The 19,112-nt window shown below is 73.2% G+C and carries 16 protein-coding genes; 9 read left to right on the top strand and 7 right to left on the bottom strand.

Translation table 11 applies throughout. The annotated features are described in order from the left end of the window. Positions 1-340 precede the first annotated feature (340 nt). Positions 341-1,645: an Nramp family divalent metal transporter gene (locus tag ACWEOH_RS09675; RefSeq protein WP_452030400.1), complete on the top strand. Its 1,305-nt coding sequence runs from the start codon at positions 341-343 to the stop codon at positions 1,643-1,645. Between the two features lie 162 nt (positions 1,646-1,807). Here the strand turns inward: ACWEOH_RS09675 and ACWEOH_RS09670 are convergent, their stop codons facing one another. Beyond that, entirely contained in the window at positions 1,808-4,315 is a 2,508-nt protein-coding gene (locus ACWEOH_RS09670; RefSeq protein ID WP_452030398.1) for a rhamnogalacturonan lyase, read from the bottom strand. Positions 4,316-4,427: 112 nt separating this feature from the next. On the opposite strand from ACWEOH_RS09670, the gene ACWEOH_RS09665 reads away from it, so the two are divergent. The 4 genes from ACWEOH_RS09665 to ACWEOH_RS09650 all read left to right on the top strand — a co-directional run bounded on the left by ACWEOH_RS09665 (position 4,428) and on the right by ACWEOH_RS09650 (position 8,044). Further along, positions 4,428-5,081 carry a metal-dependent transcriptional regulator gene (locus tag ACWEOH_RS09665; RefSeq protein ID WP_452030396.1) on the top strand — a complete coding sequence of 218 codons (654 nt, stop codon included), beginning with the start codon at positions 4,428-4,430 and terminating at the stop codon, positions 5,079-5,081. 91 nt (positions 5,082-5,172) lie between these two features. Then, positions 5,173-6,819, top strand: a complete 1,647-nt coding sequence (locus tag ACWEOH_RS09660) for an FAD-dependent oxidoreductase (RefSeq protein ID WP_452030394.1) — start codon at positions 5,173-5,175, stop codon at positions 6,817-6,819. Further along, entirely contained in the window at positions 6,816-7,148 is a 333-nt protein-coding gene (locus tag ACWEOH_RS09655) for a UBP-type zinc finger domain-containing protein (RefSeq protein WP_452030392.1), read from the top strand. Before ACWEOH_RS09660 ends, ACWEOH_RS09655 begins: the two co-directional genes overlap by 4 nt. A 101-nt stretch (positions 7,149-7,249) precedes the next feature. Beyond that, positions 7,250-8,044: an HAD-IIA family hydrolase gene (locus ACWEOH_RS09650; protein WP_452030390.1), complete on the top strand. Its 795-nt coding sequence runs from the start codon at positions 7,250-7,252 to the stop codon at positions 8,042-8,044. Positions 8,045-8,050: 6 nt separating this feature from the next. Here ACWEOH_RS09650 and ACWEOH_RS09645 read toward each other — a convergent pair whose 3' ends face one another. From ACWEOH_RS09645 to ACWEOH_RS09625, 5 genes are all read right to left on the bottom strand, one after another. Continuing rightward, positions 8,051-8,983, bottom strand: coding sequence for a nucleoside hydrolase (locus ACWEOH_RS09645; protein WP_452030388.1), 933 nt, complete (start codon positions 8,981-8,983; stop codon positions 8,051-8,053). Further along, positions 8,980-9,951: a ribokinase gene (locus ACWEOH_RS09640; protein WP_452030386.1), complete on the bottom strand. Its 972-nt coding sequence runs from the start codon at positions 9,949-9,951 to the stop codon at positions 8,980-8,982. The genes ACWEOH_RS09645 and ACWEOH_RS09640 overlap by 4 nt, the downstream gene beginning before the upstream one ends. Before the next feature lies 1 nt (position 9,952). Further along, positions 9,953-13,462 carry a hypothetical protein gene (locus tag ACWEOH_RS09635; RefSeq protein WP_452030384.1) on the bottom strand — a complete coding sequence of 1,170 codons (3,510 nt, stop codon included), beginning with the start codon at positions 13,460-13,462 and terminating at the stop codon, positions 9,953-9,955. Beyond that, complete coding sequence (gene pyrE / locus ACWEOH_RS09630) at positions 13,462-14,034, bottom strand: orotate phosphoribosyltransferase (protein WP_452030382.1); 573 nt, start codon at positions 14,032-14,034, stop codon at positions 13,462-13,464. Before pyrE ends, ACWEOH_RS09635 begins: the two co-directional genes overlap by 1 nt. Before the next feature lie 144 nt (positions 14,035-14,178). After that, complete coding sequence (locus ACWEOH_RS09625) at positions 14,179-14,301, bottom strand: hypothetical protein (protein WP_274379484.1); 123 nt, start codon at positions 14,299-14,301, stop codon at positions 14,179-14,181. Between the two features lie 135 nt (positions 14,302-14,436). Here ACWEOH_RS09625 and ACWEOH_RS09620 point away from each other — a divergent pair, with 135 nt between their 5' ends. The 4 genes from ACWEOH_RS09620 to ACWEOH_RS09605 all read left to right on the top strand — a co-directional run bounded on the left by ACWEOH_RS09620 (position 14,437) and on the right by ACWEOH_RS09605 (position 18,532). Next, positions 14,437-15,384, top strand: coding sequence for a LysR family transcriptional regulator (locus ACWEOH_RS09620; protein ID WP_452030380.1), 948 nt, complete (start codon positions 14,437-14,439; stop codon positions 15,382-15,384). A 62-nt stretch (positions 15,385-15,446) separates the two neighbouring features. Then, positions 15,447-16,160 carry a hypothetical protein gene (locus ACWEOH_RS09615; RefSeq protein ID WP_452030378.1) on the top strand — a complete coding sequence of 238 codons (714 nt, stop codon included), beginning with the start codon at positions 15,447-15,449 and terminating at the stop codon, positions 16,158-16,160. Positions 16,161-16,229: 69 nt separating this feature from the next. Beyond that, on the top strand, positions 16,230-17,048 hold the full coding sequence (locus ACWEOH_RS09610) for an enoyl-CoA hydratase/isomerase family protein (RefSeq protein ID WP_452030376.1): 819 nt from the start codon (positions 16,230-16,232) through the stop codon (positions 17,046-17,048). Between the two features lie 119 nt (positions 17,049-17,167). Continuing rightward, positions 17,168-18,532 (top strand): hypothetical protein, encoded by a 1,365-nt coding sequence (locus ACWEOH_RS09605; RefSeq protein ID WP_452030374.1) that lies wholly within the window; start codon positions 17,168-17,170, stop codon positions 18,530-18,532. Between the two features lie 29 nt (positions 18,533-18,561). Here the strand turns inward: ACWEOH_RS09605 and ACWEOH_RS09600 are convergent, their stop codons facing one another. Continuing rightward, positions 18,562-19,095, bottom strand: a complete 534-nt coding sequence (locus tag ACWEOH_RS09600; protein ID WP_452030372.1) for a hypothetical protein — start codon at positions 19,093-19,095, stop codon at positions 18,562-18,564. Positions 19,096-19,112: the final 17 nt, after the last annotated feature.

The raw sequence follows: 19,112 nt of genomic DNA, 5'->3' as shown, positions 1-19,112 counted from the left end.
TGTGGAGTCACGGACGACCATCGACCCGCCCTCGTTCGGCAAGGGCGTGCGGCCCCCGGGAGATCGCCCGACCCCTCGGAACCTACTCCTCAACCGCCTGAGCCGGTTACCCGCTTCCGGGTGACACCCTCGCGCCACGCGCGGGACGGCGCGGCGGGTTTTCGGGTCGCCGAAATATGTGTAATCTTTCGGTATGCCGAAATCTCCGGATGCCGCAGCGACGCGGACCCCGACCCGAACCGACGCGCCCCCCGCCGCGCGCCCCGCAGAGGCGCCGTCCCCCGCCTCCACGGCCCCGCGCCCGGCGACCGACGCGCCGCGCACGCCCGCTCGCCTCACGATGCCCCGCCTCGCGTGGCTGATCGGACCCGCACTCGTGGCAGGCGTGGCCTACCTCGACCCCGGCAACGTCGCGAGCAACATGACCGCGGGCGCCCAGTACGGCTACCTGCTCGTCTGGGTCGTGGTGCTCGGCAACGTGATGGCGTGGCTCATCCAGTACCTCTCGGCGAAGCTCGGCATCGTCACCGGACGGAGCCTCCCCGAGGTGCTCGGCGGCCGCATCCGGAACCGCTGGGGCCGACGTGCCTACTGGCTGCAGGCCGAGCTCGTCGCCATGGCCACCGACCTCGCCGAGGTGATCGGCGGCGCGGTCGCGCTGAACCTGCTGTTCGGCATCCCGCTCATCTGGGGCGGCCTCATCACGGGCACCGTCTCGATCGTGCTGCTCGTGCTGCAGTCGCGCCGCGGCCCGAGAACGTTCGAGTTCGTCATCATGGGGCTGCTCGTGATCATCGCGATCGGGTTCACGGTCGGCGTCTTCATCGCGCCGCCGAGCCCCGCCGGCATCCTCTCGGGCCTCGTCCCCCGATTCGACGGCGCCACCTCGGTGCTGCTCGCGGCGTCGATCCTCGGCGCGACGATCATGCCGCACGCCATCTACGCCCACTCGGCGCTCAGTCGCGACCGCTTCGCGACCCACCGCGGCGAGCAGGTCGGCGCGCGCGCAGGCGGTCCGTGGCACGGCTTCGGCATCCGCCGCGGAACGGATGCCGCACCCGAGCTGCTGCCCGGCACCGCGACGGCCGTGCCGACGAACCGGCTCCTGCGGGCGACGCGCTGGGACGTCTCCATCGCGATGGCGATCGCGGGCACCGTGAACCTCTGCATCCTGCTGCTCGCCGCCGTGAATCTCGCGGGCGTCGAGGGCACCGACACGCTCGAGGGCGCCTACGACGCGCTCGGAGTCGCGCTCGGCCCGGCCATCGCCACGCTGTTCGCGGTCGGGCTCCTCGCCTCGGGCCTCGCGTCGACCTCGGTGGGCGCCTACGCCGGCGCCGAGATCATGTACGGCCTGCTCCGCGTGCGGGTGCCGCTCATCCTCCGCCGACTCGTCACGCTCATCCCGGCGCTCGCGATCCTCTGGCTCGGCTTCGATCCGACGCTCTCGCTCGTGCTCAGCCAGGTCGTGCTCTCGTTCGGCATCCCGTTCGCGCTCGTGCCGCTCGTGGCGCTCACCGCGAAGGCGGGCGTGCTCGGCCGGTGGCGCAACCACTGGGCGACGACGGCGGCCGGCATCGCGGCATCCGTGTTCCTCATCACGCTCAACGCCGTGCTGCTCTGGCTGGTGTTCACGGGGGCGTAGCCCAGCGGATGCCGCGGCGACGCCTCGATCGGCCGCCGCACGGCATGGGACCGCCCCGGGTGCCGGCACGGAATTGCGGAACCCGGGGCGGTCGTCTGGGGCCGGGCGACGGATGCGACTGAGGGGAGCCGCGCATCCGTCACCCGGATGCTCCGACGACGATCAGTCGTCGAAGTCGGCGCTCCACTGCGAGGTGGCGCCCTCGGCGAGGGAGTACCAGGCGGTGGGGACGGCGACCACGCTCGCCTCGCCGGTGACGCGGACCTTGCCGTTCGCCGACGTCACCTCCTCGCCGTTGACGTAGTACGCGATGCCGGCGACGTTCGTCGGCACCTGCACCTCGTCGTGGGCCGTTCCGGGTCGGTCCTTGAACGTCGGCTCGCCCGGCGTGGCCGGCGTGGTGAGCACCGGCACGTCCGACCAGTCGAGGTCGCTCGCGAGGTAGAACGACGTGTACGCCGGCTGGTTGTACGTGGTCTGCTGGCGAGCGGTCTCGGCGCGGTACTGCACGTCGTGCATGAGCGTCGTCAGCTTGTGCGTCGTGAGCTCGGTCGGCGTGTAGATGCGCAGCGCACTCGAGTCAACCGTGCGCACCAGGAGCTCCTCGCGCCAGTCGCCGAACACGTCGGCGACGAGCGACGGGTTGCCCTTCGTCCCGTTGTTCGTTCGGGTGTCGGTGGCGGTGAGCACACGACCGCGCTTCCAGTCGTCGACCGTCGTCGTCTGGTTGCCGCTGCCGTTCACGACCTGCGTGGTGAGGTCGGGCGACCACCGGATCGACATGTTCGTGCCCGGCGAGCCGCCCGGGATGACCGTGCCGTCGGCGGCGCGCAGGCGCATGCCCCAGTTCTCGATGCCGGGCACCTCGGGCAGGATGTCGCCGATCATGCCGCGGCCGGTGTCACGACCGGAGTACTCGCCGAAGAGCACCTCGCCCGTCGCGGCATCCCGCATCGCGGAGCCGTACGGCGCGAACGTCGCGCCCTCGTGCACGGTCCACACCTCGACGCCCGGACGCGCCGGGTCGATGTCGGTGACGTGCATGGCGTCGCCGTGGCCGAGGCGGACGTTCTGGCCGGGCGCCGCGCTGCCGGCGGGCAGCACGCCGAACGAGCTGTAGAGCAGGCTGCCGTCGTCGTCGATCGTCGCCGATCCGTAGACGAGCTCGTGCTTCCCGTCGCCGTCGACGTCGGCGAGGCTCAGCGAGTGGTCGCCCTGCGTGGTGATCGTGGCGTACTCGGGGTTCGTGCCGTCGCGGCCGTGGGGCGAGTCGTTGAACGGGTTCGTCAGGGGCACGTGGCCGCTGTCGACGTACCAGTGCTCCTTCAGGTGACGGCCGTCCCAGTCGTACGTGGTGATCGTCGTGCGCGTGTAGTAGCCGCGCGCGAACACGGCGGTGGGATGCTGCCCGTCGAAGTAGCCGACGCCCGAGAGGAACCGGTCCACCCGGTTGCCCGGCTCGATGCGGGCCATCGCGTAGTCGCCCCAGAGCAGGCCGTCGTCGCCGCGGCCGGGCTTGTACGGGATCGTCTGCAGCTCCTCGCCGGTGGCGCTGTCGAACACCGTGAGGTACTCGGGGCCGTCGACGATGAAGCCCTCGAACTCGCGGAGGCGGTTGTTCGCGCTGCGGCTCGGCGCGTACACGTCGATGAAGTAGTCGGCGAGCTCCTCCGCGCTCTCGCGCGTGAGCGGGTACTCGTGGGTCACGGGGACGCCCCACGCCTCCTCGAGCGTCGCCGGCCACTGGCCCGACACGACCTCCGGCCGCTCGCTCCAGCCCTGGAACACGTCGACGAGGTGGTCCTGGTAGCCGGCGGCGCTCAGGCGGTAGTCGTCGGTGTGCGCGTAGCCCGCCTCGACGTCGTCCTCGGGCATCGTGACGTACGCCTCGCTCGCGACGGAGCCGTCGGCGGCGTAGCGGATCGACTTCGTGCCCGGCGCCGTCTTCAGCATCGTCTCCGAGCGGCCGTCGCCGTCGAAGTCGTACACGAGGAACTGCGTGTAGTGGGCGCCGGCGCGGATGTTCACGCCGAGGTCGAGGCGGTTCAGCAGCGTGCCGTCGAGCTCGTACGTGTCGAGGTACACCGGGCCCGTGTAGCCGCGCTGCGAGACGTCCTTCGAGTTCGAGGGGTCCCACTTCACGACGAACTCGTACTGCCCGTCGCCGTCGACGTCGCCGACCGACACGTCGTTGGCCGAGTACGTGTAGGCCTCGCCCTTCGGCGTGACGCCGTCGGCGGGCTTCTGGAGCGGCAGGTCGTGGTAGCCCTGCGCCCAGGCCGTCACGGGGGCGGATGCCTCGAGCTCGATGCCGTTCACCACGGGGGCGACGGCGTACTGCGCGGTCGCGGTGCCCGCGGCATCCGCGTAGTTCGTGCTGTCGGTGACGGTCGCCACCTTCTCGCCGTCGCGGTAGACGGCGAAGTCGGGACCGGCCAGGCCGGTGTCGGTGGCGCCGGTCGCCTCGGAGGCGAGCAGGCGCCAGCTGAGGAACACGCCCTGGGCGGTCGACACGGCGACGAGGCCGCGGTCGAGGGCCTCGAGCTGCGGGACGCCCGACGGCACGGCGTCGGGCGGCGCCGCCGTCGCGGGCTGCGCGACGCCGGCGATCAGGCAGCCGGCGGCGGCGACCGCCAGCGCTGCGCGGAACGGATGGTGTCCGAGATTCATCGTCGAATCCTTCTCTGGGCGGATGGCCCGGGGTTGGGATAGCGCTTTCCGTGCGGAATCGAACGTATCCCCCGAGCGGGGGTCCGGTCAAGACCCCGCTATCCTGAGGCCGATGCCAGCGACCAGCCCCGCGATCGAGGACTACCTCAAGACGGTGTACGCCCACACCGAGTGGCAGCCCGACCCCATCACGCCGAAGGTGCTCGCCGACCGGCTCGGCGTCGCACCGTCGTCGGTCACCGAGATGGTGAAGAAGATGGCCGCCGCCGGGCTCGTCTCGCACGTGCCCTACGGCGCGGTGCGGCTGACGGATGCCGGACTGGCGCGCGCCCTCGCGGTCGTGCGACGGCACCGGCTCATCGAGACCTGGCTCGTGCGGGAGATGGGCTACGGCTGGGACGAGGTGCACGACGAGGCCGAGGTGCTCGAGCACGCGATCTCCGACCGGCTGCTCGAGGCGATCGACGTCCGCCTCGGGCGCCCGGTGCGCGATCCGCACGGCGACGCGATCCCGGCCGCCGACGGCACGCTCGTCTCCGAGCCCGCCGTCCGGCTCGACGAGGCGCCCGTGGGCCACACGGGCCGGGTCATCCGCATCAGCGACCGCGACCCCGCCATGCTGCGCGAGCTCGAGGAGGCCGGCGTCGGCCCGGGCAGCGAGCTCGCCGTCGACGCGGCCGACGCGGCATCCGTCGCCGTGGCCGTCGCCGGGTACACGCGCGCCATCGCCCGCGACGCCGCCGCGGCCATCTGGGTCACCGCCTGATGAGCACGATCGCGCCTCGCCGATCGCGCTCGCCTGTCCGCCCCTGACGAACGCCCTCCCCTTCCGCGCCTCCGTCGTGCACGATGGTGTGATGGGACACAAGGCACCCAAGATCACCCCTGAACTCACCGACTCCCAGTGGGAGCGGATGCTGCGCTACGGCGTGTCCATCCCCGCCGAGAAGGGCGACGTCCTCTTCAAGGCCGGCGACCGCTGGTACGACCTCATCCTCGTCGAGTCCGGCACGGTCGACGTCGTGCGCGAGCCGCTGAAGTGGATCGACGAGACGCTGATCGCGACCCTCGGACCGCGCACCTTCGTGGGCGAGCTCGGCCTGCTCAACGGACAGCACGCCTTCCTCACCGCCCGGGTCGCGGAGCCCGGCCGGATGCTCCGCGTCGACCACGACGCGCTCCAGCGGATGATGGCCGAGGACGACGAGCTCTGCGACCTCATGCTCCGCACGCTCTGGGCGCGCCGCGAGGAGCTGCGCAGCGGCCCCGCCGCGTGGACGCTGAAGATCATCGGGTCGGAGCGCTCGCGCGAGGCGGTCGCGCTGCGACGGTACGCCGAGCGCCTCGACCTCGTGCACACCTGGGTCGACGCCGACGATCCCGAGCGGGCGGCGGCGTTCGCCGGCCACGGCTTCACCCGCGACGACCTGCCGGTCGCGATCGTGCAGGGCGAGAACATCCCACGCGCGACCCCCGGCCAGCTCGCCGAGCTGCTCGGCCTCGCATACGCCGGCGAGGACGACGCCACCGTCGACCTCGCGGTCGTGGGTGCGGGGCCCGCCGGCCTTGCCGCAGCGATCTACGGCGCCTCCGAGGGCCTCGACACCGTGCTGCTCGACGCCGTCGCGCCCGGCGGGCAATCGTCGGCCACCTCACGCATCGAGAACTACCTGGGGTTCCCGTTCGGCGTGTCCGGCGACGACCTCACGGCGCAGGCCTCACTGCAGGCGATCAAGTTCGGAGTTCGCGTCGTCGCGCCATGCGAGGCGGTGCGGCTCGAGTCCGACCCCGGCGCGCTGCGCCTCACGCTTACCGACGGCGCGGTCGTGAACGCTCGCGCGGTCATCGTGACCACCGGGGTCGCCTACCGGTCGCTCGGACTCGACCGCTGGAAGGAGTTCGAGGGCGCCGGCATCCACTACGCGGCCTCCACGATGGAGCTCCGCCAGGTGGCGGGGTCCGAGGTCGTCGTGGTCGGCGGGGCCAACTCCGCGGGCCAGGCGGCCCTCGCGCTCGCCGCGAACGGATGCCACGTGCGCCTCGTCGTGCGTGCGGACGACCTCGGCCGCCAGATGTCGAGCTACCTCGTCGACCGCATCGTCGACGACGCTCGCATCGACGTGCACACGGGCACCCAGGTCGTGGGCCTGCACGGCGACGAGAACCTCGAGCGCGTGACCCTGAGCGGCGCGATCGACGACACGGTGGACTGCCACGGACTGTTCTGCTTCATCGGCGCCGAGCCCGCGACCGACTGGCTCGCCGACGTGGAGCGCGACGAGCACGGGTTCGTGCACACCGGGGCCGATGTCATCGCCCTCGATGACGCCTGGCGCGACCTCGGGCGCATGCCGCTGCCGTTCGAGACGTCGGTCCCGCGCGTGTTCGCGGCGGGCGACGTGCGGCGCGGCTCGATGAAGCGGGTCGCCGCCGCGGTCGGCGAGGGGTCGAGCGCCGTCGCCTCCGTGCACCGGGCGCTCGCCGCCGCCGAGGTCTTCGCGTGAGCGACCTCGCGCCGCCGCCGTCGGGCACCGGCTGCGGCGACTGCGACGAGGGCGGCGGCTGGTGGTTCCACCTGCGCCGTTGCGTCGAATGCGGCCACGTCGGATGCTGCGACGCCTCCCCCGCGCAGCACGCCCGTCGCCACTCGGAGCAGACGGGGCATCCGGTCGCCACCTCGTTCGAACCCGGCGAGCACTGGTTCTGGAACTACGTCACGGAGTCGTCGGCGCGGCGCGTGCCGCTCAGCCCGCCGTTGTCCCGGCCCGAGGAGCAGCCCGCACCCGGACCCGCGGGACGGGTTCCCGAGGACTGGCAGTCGCTGCTGCACTGAGCCGGCGCCGCGCTCCGGACGGCCGTGGACCTGCGCGCGACGAAGCGCCCGCGGCATCCGCCGTTCATCGGCCTGTGATGTGCGCGCCCTAGGCTTGACGCATGGGACGACGTGAAGAGGTCGAGTGCTGGCTCACCGACATGGACGGCGTGCTCGTGCACGAGAACCACGCCCTGCCCGGTGCCGCTGAGCTCCTGCAGCAGTGGGAGGACGCCGGCACGCCCTACCTGGTGCTCACGAACAACTCGATCTTCACCGCTCGCGACCTCTCGGCGCGGCTCCGCGCGAGCGGGCTCAACGTGCCCGAGGAGCGCATCTGGACCTCGGCGCTCGCGACGGCGGACTTCCTGAAGCAGCAGCTGCCCGGCGGCACGGCGTTCGTCATCGGCGAGGCCGGCATCCTCACGGCGCTGCACGAGGCGGGCTTCGTGATGACCGAGACGAACCCCGACTTCGTCGTCGTCGGCGAGACCCGCAACTACTCGTTCGAGGCGATCACGAAGGCGATCCGGCTCATCGGCAACGGATCGCGATTCATCGTCACGAACCCCGATGCCACGGGCCCGTCGGCGGAGGGGCCGCTGCCCGCCACCGGGGCGATCGCCGCCCTCATCACGAAGGCGACGGGCAAGGAGCCCTACGTCGTCGGCAAGCCGAACCCCATGATGTTCCGGTCGGCGCTCAACAAGATCGGCGCGCACTCCGAGAACACCGCCATGATCGGCGACCGCATGGACACCGACATCGTCGCGGGCATCGAGGCCGGCCTGCACACCGTGCTCGTGCTCACGGGCATCAGCGACCAGGCCGAGATCGAGCGCTACCCGTTCCGGCCCGAGGAGATCCTCGACGGCGTGCACGAGCTCGTCAATGAGCCGGCCGAGTCCGAGCTGTAGGGCGACCTAGGCGAGGCGGCCGATCGCGTCGTCGAGCAGGTCCCAGAACCGGTCGACGTCGAGCGCCATCGCGACCCAGGCGTTCGGCTCGCGTCGCAGCATCCCATCGAGGTCGACGCTCGTGGCGCCTGCGGTCTCGGTGCCCGCGAGCTCGACGTCGAGACGGGTGTGCACGCTCGTCACCGCGTGGGGATCGACGAGCACCGCCACGGCGACCGGGTCGTGCAGCGGGCCGTCGGGCATGCCGAACACCTCGGCGTTCGTGCGGCAGAAGAACTCGAGCAGCTCGTCGCCGAACGCCGCCGTCGCCGTGCCGACCGCCGCGAGCCGCTCGCGCACCGCCGCGGTGACGAGCGCCGTGTGCGTGACGTTCAGGCCGACCATGGTGAACCGCACGCCGCTCGCCACCACGATCGCGAGCGCCTCGGGATCGACCAACGCATTGAACTCCGCGTAGGGCGTGGCGTTGCCGCGCCCGGTGGACCCGCCCATCCAGACGACCTCGCGGACCCGTTCCCTGAGCTCGGGGCGATCGCGCAGCAGGATCGCGACGTTCGTGATCGGCCCGGTCGCGACGATCGCGACGGGCTCGTCGGCGCCGAGCAGCGTGTCGACCATGAGCTCGAGCGCGCTGCGCGGGTCGAGGTCGATCGCGGGCTCGGGGAGCTCGGGTCCGCCGAGGCCGTTCTCGCCGTGGATCCACTCCGCCGTCTCGAGCCGCCGCGCGAGCGGCCCTGCCGCCCCGGCGGCGACGGGCACGTCGGTCACGCCCGCGACCGTGAGCGCGATGCGCGCGTTGCGGCTCGTGTGCTCGAGCGGCACGTTGCCGCCGACCGTCGTGACCGCAAGCAGCTCGAGCGACGGATGCCCCGCGGCCAGCCAGAGGCCGAACACGTCGTCGTGCCCGGGGTCGCAGTCGAGGATGACGGGAATGGTCATTCGGTGGCTCCGGGGTGATCGGGGTCGGGGCGGTCAGACACTCCCGCGGCGCGCAGCACGTCCGCCCGCGACGCGTACGAGTCGACGGTGCCGCGGGCCTGCACGGCGAGCGCGCCGGCCGCGACCGCGATCCGCAGTGCCTCCTCGAGCGGCCGCCCCTCGGCGAGGAACGCCGCGAGGGCGCCCGTGAACCCGTCGCCCGCGCCCGTCGTGTCGACGGCGTCGACGGCCGGGGCGGGCGCGGTCCACGATCCGCGCTCGGATGCCGCGACGGCTCCGGCCCCTCCGAGGGTCACGACGATCGAGCGCGCGATGCGCCCCACGGCGGATGCCGCGGCGTCGCGCCAGGCGTCGAGCGAGGCATCCGCGGCATCCGTGCCGATGCCGACCGCCCGCGCCTCGTGCTCGTTCAGGACGAGCGGGTCGGACGACGCGAGCGTCGCGACGGCGACCGGCGCGGGCGGCGCGAGGTTGAGCACGAACCGCACGCCGGCCCCGGCCGCGAGGTCGGCGACCCGGTCGATCGTCGTCACGGGGAGCTCGCCCTGGGTCAGCACGAGCGCGGCCGCAGCGATCCGCTCGAGCTCGGCGTCGACGACGGCGGGGGTCACGGCGAGGTTGGCGCCGCTCGTGACGATGATGGTGTTCTCGCCGGAATCGGCGACCGTGATCTGGGCGACGCCGGTCGGGGTGTCCGCCGCTCGACCGACGGCAGCGGTGGGCAGGCCGAACCGCTCGAGCGTCGCGACGGCGAAGTCGCCCGCGGCATCGGCGCCGATGCAGGCCACGAGGTCGACGGATGCCCCGACCACGTGCGCGGCGACCGCCTGGTTCGATCCCTTGCCGCCGAGCGCGACCTGGAATCCGTGCGAGCGGATGGTCTCGCCGGGCTCGGGGAACGCCTCGACGTAGCTCGTGGAGTCGACGTTGAGCGAGCCGACGACGACGACCCGACCGGGCGAGCCCACGCTAGACCGCAGGCCCGGGTCCGGCGATGCTCGCGGTGAGCGGCTCGCCGCCCGCTCGGTTCGCGAAGCAGTAGTACGAGCGCTCGCCCTCGGTCCACTGCTCCTCGGTCACCGGGAACGCGGCCTGCACCTGCAGGTCCTCGACGCCCGAGACCGCGGCCACGTCGATGACGCCGGGCGCCGTGCAGAGCAGGTTCATCTGCGACGCGATCTCGGCTTCACCCGGGAAGGGCGCCGCCTCGTCGCCGGGAAGCAGGCCCCGGTACACGAGCTGGGCCGCGTGCGGCGCCGCACAGTCGACGACGGTGAACTCCTCGGCCCAGGCCGACTCGAACGGGTCGATGCACTCGCCGCCGAACAGCGTGTTCCACGGATGCACCCCGGCCGGCTGCGGGGCCGTGGGCGCCGCGACCGGGGTCTCCGTCGGGGTCGGCGTCGCCGACGGGGCGGATGCCTCGCCGCCGCCGCCCGACAGCTGGGTGCCGAGGAAGAACAGGCCCGCGAGCACGACCGCCGCCACGAGGCCTCCGGCGACCCAGGCGAGGACGCGGACGGTGCGGTTGCCGCCGCCCGAGCCCGATCCGCCCGTGTCCGTGCCGGAGCCGGAGCCGCCGCCCGAGCCGCCGCCGGTGCGCAGTGCGGAGGTCGGACGGGGCGCCACGGCGGGAGCGGGCGCCGGCGAGGGTGCCGCTGCGGACGCCGCGTAGGCGGCGAACGGGCCCGCATCGGCGGCGAAGCGATCGGCGGGCGCCGACGTTCCGGCCGAGGCGCCGAACGGGGATCCCGTGTTCCACGGGTCCTCGATGGGCTGCGGATCCTGCGGCACCGGGCGCGCACCGAAGAGGGCGGCGAGCGGGTCGTCGTCGGGGGCATCCGTCGCATTCGGCCCGGCGGACGGCGCCGGGAACATCGCGGTCGGCGCGTCCTCGCGGTCGCCGGCCGTCTCGTCGGGCGCATCGTCGCCGAACGACCAGCTCGGCTCGGCATCGACGTCGGAGCCCGCCTCGGGCTCGGGCCAGGGCTCGGCCTGCGTCGCCGGCGGGATCGCGAACAGCGATGCCGTGAAGGTCGGACGCTCGGCCGGAGGCTCGGGCGCGATCGGCTCGGGGGTCACGGGCTCGGGCGCGACAGGCTCGGGCGCGATCGACTCCGGCGCGATCGGTTCGGGCGCGATCGACTCGGGCTCGATCGGCTCGGGCTCGATCGGCTCGGGCTCGATCGGCTCGGGCTCGATCGGCTCGGGCTCCTCGGCGGAGAGCTGGGGAGCGCGCAGGAAGGGCGCGGGCTGAGCCGGCTCGGGCTGGGCCGGCTCGGAGGCGAACGGCGGCTCGGGCTCGGCCCACTCCTCATCGAAGGAGCCTGGTCGGTCGGCCACCGCCGGTCCTTCGGCGTTCGGGTCGGCGGCCGAGGGGTCGGGGGTGAGGTTCCAGAAGTAGCCGGTCTCGGCGATCTCGCGCGCGATCGGCGACTCGGGCTGCGGCTCCGCCGCGGCAGGCATAGGCGCGGGCGGCGGGGCGGCAGGGGGTGCGAACGGCGCCGCAGCCGCGGCCGGCGGCACGAAGGGCGCGCCGAAAGCGGCATCGTCCCCTTCGGGCTCCGGCCCTGGCTCGGGGCCGGCATCCTCGTCGGCGTCCACGTCTCGACCGCGACCGAAGAGCCGCTCGCGGATGCTCGGGCGGGCCGGGCGCTCGTCGTCGGCAGCCTCGTCGGGCTCGTCGTCCTCCTCGTCGTCGCCGAACGAGAAGCCGAGCGCATCGAACCCGCCGCCCGTTGGCGGGCCACCGCGCTCGGGAGGGGCTCCGGATCCGGCGTCAGTCGAGCCGTCGGCCGAGCCCGACCCGTCGTCGCGCGACGGACGCGCCGTGCCGGAGCCGAGCGCCGCGAGCAGGTCGTCGACGGGCTCCGGCTCGGGCTCGCGGCCGGAGCCATCGCCCGTCGCGGCCACGAAGGCGGGGAACGGCGCGCGACGGTTGGCGGCCGATTCCACCTGATGGGCGACCGGCTCGGACGCGGGCTCGACGGCCTCGCCGCGCACCTCGAGGAAGGGGAAGCCGCGCGGGGTCGTGTTCTCGCTCGGGATCGACGGCGTGACCGCGCCCGGTGCCGGCTCGGGCGCGCCGACGCTCGGCGAGGGCGGCACCGGCTCGGCGTCATGCGGAGTCGACGCCTCGATGAGCGCTCGGAAGGGGTCGGCGGCGTCGTCGCCGAACGTGTCCGAGGCGAACGCGCCGAAGCGTCCGCCGGCGGGCGCCGCGGGTGCGACCGGCTCGGGAACGGGCTGCGCGGCGAACGGCGGCTCGGGCTGCGCCGACTGGACCGGCGGGGCGAACGGCTCCGGCGCGGCGAACGGCGGCTCGGGCTGCGCCGACTGGACCGGCGGGGCGAACGGCTCCGGCGCGACGAACGGCTCCGGCGCGGCGAACGGCTCCGGCGCGGCGAACGGCGCAGCGGGCTCGATCGGCCCGGATGCCTGCGGCTCGGGTGTCGACGCGGGGCGGGCGGCGAGTTCGTCCCAGCCGGCGGGTGCGGTCGACGGCGCGATCGGATGCCGCGGCGGCACGACCGGCGGCACGGGAGGCTCCTCGGCGGACACCATGCCCGGCGCGGGCGTGAACGACTGCCGCGCCACGGGCGGCGACGGGAACCCGGCGAACGGCGACTCGGAATCGTCGGATCCGGAATCGGCGGAGTCGAGCGGAGCGGACTCGGGAGCAGCGGACGCCGGCGCCGACTCGAACGCAGCCGGTCCGAGAGCGGACGCCTCGGGCGCGGACGCCTCAGGCGCAGACGCCTCGGGCGCAGGCGCCTCGAACACGGGCGACTCGGGCTCGGACGCCTCCGGGCCCAGGTCGCTCGACGGCCCCGAGAGGCTGCGGAAGGCGGCGCGGATGGCGTCCTCCGAGTCGAGGTCGCCACCGCCCCAGGTGAGGGCGAACGGGCCGGTCGGGGTCACGGGGCCGGGCGGCGGATCCGTGGGTTCGGCGACGGGCGACGACGACACGTCCGACGGCGGAGCATCCGACGGCGGCGGAGCGACGGGAAGCGTCGCACTCGGTCGACCGACCGTGAACGGCGGGCTCCAGGCGGGGAGCCCCGACGTCGGCTCGGCGACGGGGGCGGGCCCGGCCGGCGCAGGCGGAGCCGCAGGCGGGAACGCCGCGGCGGGCGGCAGCGGAGCCGCAGGCGGGAACGCCGCCGTGGGCGGCTCGACGACGTCGGGCGCCGACGGAGCCGGGGGCGGGGTGCCGATGACGGGCAGCGCCCGCGTCGCGGCATCCGTCGCCGAGGGCGGCTCGGCGACCGAGAACCAGTCGAGCACCTCCTCGCGGCGCGGGCCCGGCTCGATGGAGCGCGGCGGGACGACGGGCGCGAGCGATGCCGGCGCGGCATCCGCGGTCGGAGTGGCAGGTGGCGGAGCGACGGGCGGCTCATCGCGCGCCGCCGGGCCCGCCGCGAGTTGCGCGAGCAGCCAGTCGGCGGCGTCGTCGGAGTTGCGTCCGTCGCGTTCCATCAGGCCAATCCCAGGTCTTCGAGGCCGATCGCGGCCAGGTAGGGCACGCCCGCGCCCTCGATCACCTCGCGGGCACCGGTGGCGCGGTCGACGACCACGGCGACCGCCACGACCTCGGCGCCCGCTGCACGCAGCGCCTCGATCGCCTTGAGCGGCGAGCCGCCCGTGGTGGACGTGTCCTCGAGCACGATGACGCGCTTGCCCGCGACGTCGGGGCCCTCGACCTGCTTGCCGCGGCCGTGGTCCTTCGGCTCCTTGCGCACGACGAAGGCGTCGTAGGCCAGGCCGCGGGCCGCGCCCTGGTGCAGGACGGCCGTGGCGATCGGGTCGGCGCCCATCGTCATGCCGCCGACCGCGGCGACGTCAGGCACGTCGGCGATGAGGTCGAGCATGACCTGCCCGATGAGCGGGGCGACCCGGTGGTCGAGGCTCACCTTGCGGAGGTCGACGTAGTACGACGCCTTCTTGCCGCTGGTCAGGGTGAAGTCGCCGTGGAACACCGCGTCGGCCGAGATGTACTCGATGAGCTGTCGGCGGGCGTCGGTCGTTGCGTCCTGGGAGGCGAGTGTCACCCGAATACTCTACGACTCCGCCGCCTGAGAGGAAGGTTCGGATGCCCCGGTGGCACCCGGAAACGACGAAGGGCCGCCCCGCGGGGTGTCCCTCCCCCGCGCAGCGGCCCTGCACCCGGGCGCATGCCCGGGGTGTCGCGCGACCTAAGCGGTGCGCGCGATGGTCGCCTTCGGCTGGCGACGGTAGCCGTCGCGAGCGGAGGTGACGATGGAGCCGACGATGCCGGCGACGGAGACGGTTCCGAGGATGGCGAGGAGCGTGAACACGGTGGTTCCTTTCAAGGAGAAGGTGGCTCGTCGAGCGACGGATGCGCCGTTGCACGTGTTCGACTCCTCCATTGTGACGTTCCAAACCTTGCAGCACAAGCGCACAATACTTCAATGACGATGTAGTCTGGCTACATGGATGTACGACGCCTCGACCTGCTCAGGGAACTCGCCGAACGGGGCAGCGTCACCGCCGTCGCCGAGGCCACCGGCCGCACGCCGTCGGCCGTGTCGCAGCAGCTGAAGGTGCTCGAGCGCGAGGCGGGAATGCCGCTCACCGAGCGCAGCGGACGCGGGCTCGTGCTGACCAGCGCCGGCCATGCGCTGGCGCGCAGCGCGACCGACGTCGCGATCGCGCTCGAGCGCGCCTCGGCCCTCTGGGACGAGTTCCGCAACCACCCGAGCGGCGAGGTGACGCTGCTCACCTTCCCCACCGTCGGCGCAACGCTGCTGCCCAGCGTCCTCAAGGACCTGGCGCCGGTCGCCGGGCTCGTCGTGCGCTGCACCGACCTCGACCCCGAGCTCGCGGAGTTCCCCGACCTCACCGCCGACTACGACATCGTGCTCGCCCACACGATGCCGGGCGTGCTCCCATGGGGCGGTCGCGGGCTCCGGGCGGTGCCGCTGCTCACCGAGCCGCTCGACATCGGGCTGCCCGCCGACCACCGCCTCGCCGGCCGCTCGCACGTGACGCCCGCCGACCTCGTCGACGAGACCTGGCTCGGCGTGCCGCCCGGCTTCCCGTTCGAGCGCATCCTGCACGCCATCGAGCAGGAGGGCGGCAAGCGGGTGGAGGTGAGCCAGCGCTTCAGCGACATGCGCATCATGGAGGCGTTCATCGTGGCCGGCCTCGGCATCGCATTCGTGCCGCGCTTCACCTCCGGACCGGTCGCCCCCGGCATGGTCCTGAAGCCGATCCGCGGTGTCGCGTCGGCGCGCCAGATCGTCGCGCTGGTGCGGCCGGATGTCGCGGAGCGCCTCGCCGTGCGCACCGTGCTCGACGTGCTCGTGGCGCGCGCCGCCCGGCTCGAGCAGGCCTACGGGCATCCTTCGCGCGGTGGCAGCGGCACGGCCGACTCCTGACCCGCCGCACATCAGGGCGCACCCCGATCGCCCGCCCCGTGCTTGGCCGCTACGCTCTCGCCATGACCCTACGCAGAGCGCTGTTCGCGCTGGCCGCCGTCGCGGCGACGATAACCATGTCGGCGTGCGTTCCCGGAGCGGCGGACGGTGGCTCGCCCACCCCGACCGCGTCGGCGACGTCGGTACCCGAGCCGACGCCGACTCCGTCGCCCGAGCCGGTCGCCGCCTCGATCACCGTGTCGGCCGAGGCGATCGCGGTGCTGGACGAAGGCGGCGGGACGCTCGTGAGCTTCGACTACTTCACGCCACCGACCGACGTCATCGCGGGCCTGAGCACCTACCTCGGCGCTCCCGTGGACAGCCAGTACCCCGGCGGGCTGGAGTCGGCCCCGGGCACCGTCCACGAGTGGGGCGGCCTCAGTATCATGGATCCCGACGAACCGGACGCGGCGGCACCGTACTCCGCCGGGTACTGGGTCCACGTGACCACGCCCGACGCCAATGGTTTCCCCGTCAGCACTCCGGCCGGCATCGGATCACCCTCGGGCGTCCGGGTGGGCGACCCCTTCACGAGTGTCACGATCCTCGACGAGCCGGTGGTGGAGTGGACCGACGCGGACGGCCGCCCGAAGGCCAACGCGCGGGTCGGCCTCGTCCCGCTTCCACCGGTTGGCGAATACGGCGACGCGCCCAGTTTCGGGATCACGGTCGTGGGAGCAACAGACGACGACGAGGTGACGTACCTCGTCGCACCCTCCGCCAACTGGGGAGTCTGAGCCGAGACGGTTGTGAGGCGGGTCAGGGCGGTGCGCCCCGACCCGCCGTCGTGACTAGACTCCACGGACATGAGCAGCGCAGCCGAGTCCGAGCCGATCCTGTTCCGCGTGTCCGACGGGCTCGCCCGCATCACGCTCAACCGGCCCGAACGCCTCAACGCCGTCGACCCGGCCGCGATCGAGCGGTGGCAGCGCCTCGCGCACGAGGTCGCCGACCGCGACGACATCGGCGCGGTGCTGTTCGACGCCGTCGGGCGCGCGTTCTGCGCCGGCGGCGATGTGCTCGCGATGTCGCAGCTCGCGGGGGAGCAGGGGGATGCCAGCGCCACCATCCGGGCGCTGGCGGACCGCATCCACGACGGCCACCGCACGCTGCGCGAGAGCGCGAAGCCGATCGTCGCCGCCGTGCAGGGCCCCGTCGCGGGCGGCGGACTCGGGTTCATGCTCGTGGCCGACCTCGTCGTGGCATCCGATCGCGCGACCTTCGCCAGCCGGTACTCGGACGTCGGCCTCACGCCCGACTGCGGCGTGAGCACGCTGCTGCCCGAGGCCGTTGGCGTACGGCGCGCGCTCGAGCTCACGCTGACGTCGCGCACGCTCAGCGCCGCGGAGGCGCTGGACTGGGGGCTCGTGACCGAGGTCGTCGCCCCCAACGCGGTCGCTGAGCGCGCCCGCGGCATCGCCGAGGCCTGGCTCCGCGGTGCGACCGGCGCCTTCGGCCAGGCGAAGCGCCTCGTGCGATCGGGGCTCGCTCGCAGCTTCCAGGAGGCGCTCGACGACGAGGCGGCCACGATCGGGGCGGCGTTCGCGATGCCCGACGCGCAGGCCGCGATCGCCGCATTCGCCGCCCGCAGCAGCCGACGAGCCGATCACGCTCCGTCCGATTGACGGATGCCGCGACGGGATCGACGGATGCCGCGACGCAATTGACGGGTGCCGCCGCGCCCCGAGAGGACTATCTTTCCCCCTGAGGGACCAGTTTGCGCTCAGCTTGGGGGGCGATCGCGATGGGCTTCAAGATCTCGACGGCGAAGGTGGACATCACTCCGTTGCCCGGCGTCAATCCGTACATGGGCGGGTACGGTGTGCAGAGCGGACCACGGGAGGTGTCGAGCGACGATCCGTATTCGCAGCCGCTCCTCGCCCGATGCGCGGTCATCTGGGACGATGGCCGGCCGTTCGGCATCGTCTCGCTCGACATCCTGGGGATCCCGCGCGCCGTCCATCTCGCCGTGCGCTCGCGGCTCCTGCAGCTCGCCGCCTGGGACTCGTCGGACGTCGTGCTGCTCGCGAGCCATACGCACAACGGCCCGGTCATCGGGCGCACGCTCGATCCGGTCATCACGTACGACATGGGTCCGGCCGAGCTGGCGTTCGTCGACGCCTACACGGCCTGGCTGCAGGACCGCATCGTCGCCGTCGTGGCCGAGGCGCTGGCGGCGCCGCGCACGGATGTGACGCTCGAGTACCGGGTGTCGTCGGCAGGCTTCGCGATGAACCGGGTGGGCCTCCCGACCGTGGAGACCGACGTGCCGGTGCTCACGGCGCGCCGCCCCGACGGCACGCTCCGGGCCGTGCTCTTCAGCTACGGATGCCATCCGGTCAGCGCCGGGTACCAGGAGCTCTGGGACGGCGACTGGCCGGCCGAGGCCTGCGACGTCGTCGAGGACGAGTCGAGCGCCTTCGCGCTCTTCATCCCCGGTCCCGCGGGCGACCAGAACCCGGTGGGCGTGGCGAATGTGCCGAGCTGGCCCCTGCGCGACGACCACGGCAACACGCTCGGCTACACGGTGCTCGACGCCGCCGAGTCGCCCGGCCGGGAGCTGACGGGTCCCATCAGCACCGACCTCCGCGAGGCGACCCTGCCGCTCGACATCGACGAGACGCCGGCCAACCTCGCCGCCGTCCGGGATGCGTTCGTGGTCCGGACCCAGAACCCCCTCGGCCTGCCCGCGTGGTACCAGCGCCACGCCGACGCGATGATCGAACGCATCGACGCCGGGACCTACGCGACGAGCGTGCAGAACCCGTCGCAGGTCTGGCGCATCGAGGGGGACCCGGCCCTGCAGCTCGCCTTCCTGGGCGGAGAGCTCGTGAGCGGCTACGGCGCGTACTTCCGCCTGCGGTACGGCGGGGCCGAGGAACTCCTGATCGGCGGGTACGCCAACGAGACGAACTCCTACATCCCCTCGAACGAGTTCCTGCTCCCGCTCGCGCCATCGTGGGGCAGCTATGAAGGAGGCTGGGATCCCGACTCACCCGGCATCGCGGGCGGCAGCATGACGATCTACCCGCAGATCGCGCACTTCCGGGCCGGCGCGGCGGGCGTGGAGGCCGCGATCATCGACGCGCTGACAGAGCAGCTCGGCTGAGCGCCTCGGTCGAGTGCCGACGCGAACGGTCAGCCGGATCCGCGGGCGGCCAGCTCGTCCTGGATGAGGCCGGCCTGGGGTGCCTCGGGACACAGCAGCGTGGTGGCCTCGAGGACCGAACTCGGGGCACCGGCCAGGTCATCGGCGTTCAGGCGCACGCAGGCGGCCACCGTCGCCAGGTAGGCATCCGTCGGATCGACGCCGGGAAGGTCCGCAGCGGCGACGTCGGCGACGGCCTGCTGCTCCTCCGACAGCTCTCCGTCGCCGGACGCGGTCGCTTCGCACGAGTCGATGCGCACGTAGTTCGTGGACGCCCAAGCCTCCTCGAGTCGTGAGAACGTGCCGACCTCCGTGCCGTCGGGGTAGAAGCAGGTGATGCGGATGCCCGAACCGTCGGACGACGGCGTGCTCTGCGACGGTTCGGTGGACTCGGCCGGCGTGGTGCTCGATGGCGTGGGGCTGCCGCCGGAGCCTGCCGGGGCGCAACCCACGAGCACGACGGTCAGCAGGGCGATCGCCGCTGAGCCGACCAGGCCCCTCGTCGTCGGCAGGGTCACGTTCACGGACGTCCTTTCCTTGC

The organism is Agromyces sp. NPDC004153 (assembly GCF_053603635.1).
Note: the sequence above shows the minus strand (reverse complement) of the source record. Positions and strands in the feature narration are given on the sequence as shown.

Excerpts from the sequence above, each read along its gene's own strand:
- ACWEOH_RS09650 (WP_452030390.1), top strand. The coding sequence starts at position 7,250 with ATGGGACGACGTGAAGAGGTCGAGTGCTGGCTCACCGACATGGACGGC.
- ACWEOH_RS09635 (WP_452030384.1), bottom strand. The coding sequence starts at position 13,462 with ATGGAACGCGACGGACGCAACTCCGACGACGCCGCCGACTGGCTGCTC.
- ACWEOH_RS09665 (WP_452030396.1), top strand. The coding sequence starts at position 4,428 with ATGCCAGCGACCAGCCCCGCGATCGAGGACTACCTCAAGACGGTGTAC.
- ACWEOH_RS09660 (WP_452030394.1), top strand. The coding sequence starts at position 5,173 with ATGGGACACAAGGCACCCAAGATCACCCCTGAACTCACCGACTCCCAG.
- ACWEOH_RS09675 (WP_452030400.1), top strand. The coding sequence starts at position 341 with ATGCCCCGCCTCGCGTGGCTGATCGGACCCGCACTCGTGGCAGGCGTG.
- ACWEOH_RS09670 (WP_452030398.1), bottom strand. The coding sequence starts at position 4,315 with ATGAATCTCGGACACCATCCGTTCCGCGCAGCGCTGGCGGTCGCCGCC.
- ACWEOH_RS09620 (WP_452030380.1), top strand. The coding sequence starts at position 14,437 with ATGGATGTACGACGCCTCGACCTGCTCAGGGAACTCGCCGAACGGGGC.
- ACWEOH_RS09605 (WP_452030374.1), top strand. The coding sequence starts at position 17,168 with ATGGGCTTCAAGATCTCGACGGCGAAGGTGGACATCACTCCGTTGCCC.
- ACWEOH_RS09645 (WP_452030388.1), bottom strand. The coding sequence starts at position 8,983 with ATGACCATTCCCGTCATCCTCGACTGCGACCCCGGGCACGACGACGTG.
- ACWEOH_RS09610 (WP_452030376.1), top strand. The coding sequence starts at position 16,230 with ATGAGCAGCGCAGCCGAGTCCGAGCCGATCCTGTTCCGCGTGTCCGAC.
- ACWEOH_RS09615 (WP_452030378.1), top strand. The coding sequence starts at position 15,447 with ATGACCCTACGCAGAGCGCTGTTCGCGCTGGCCGCCGTCGCGGCGACG.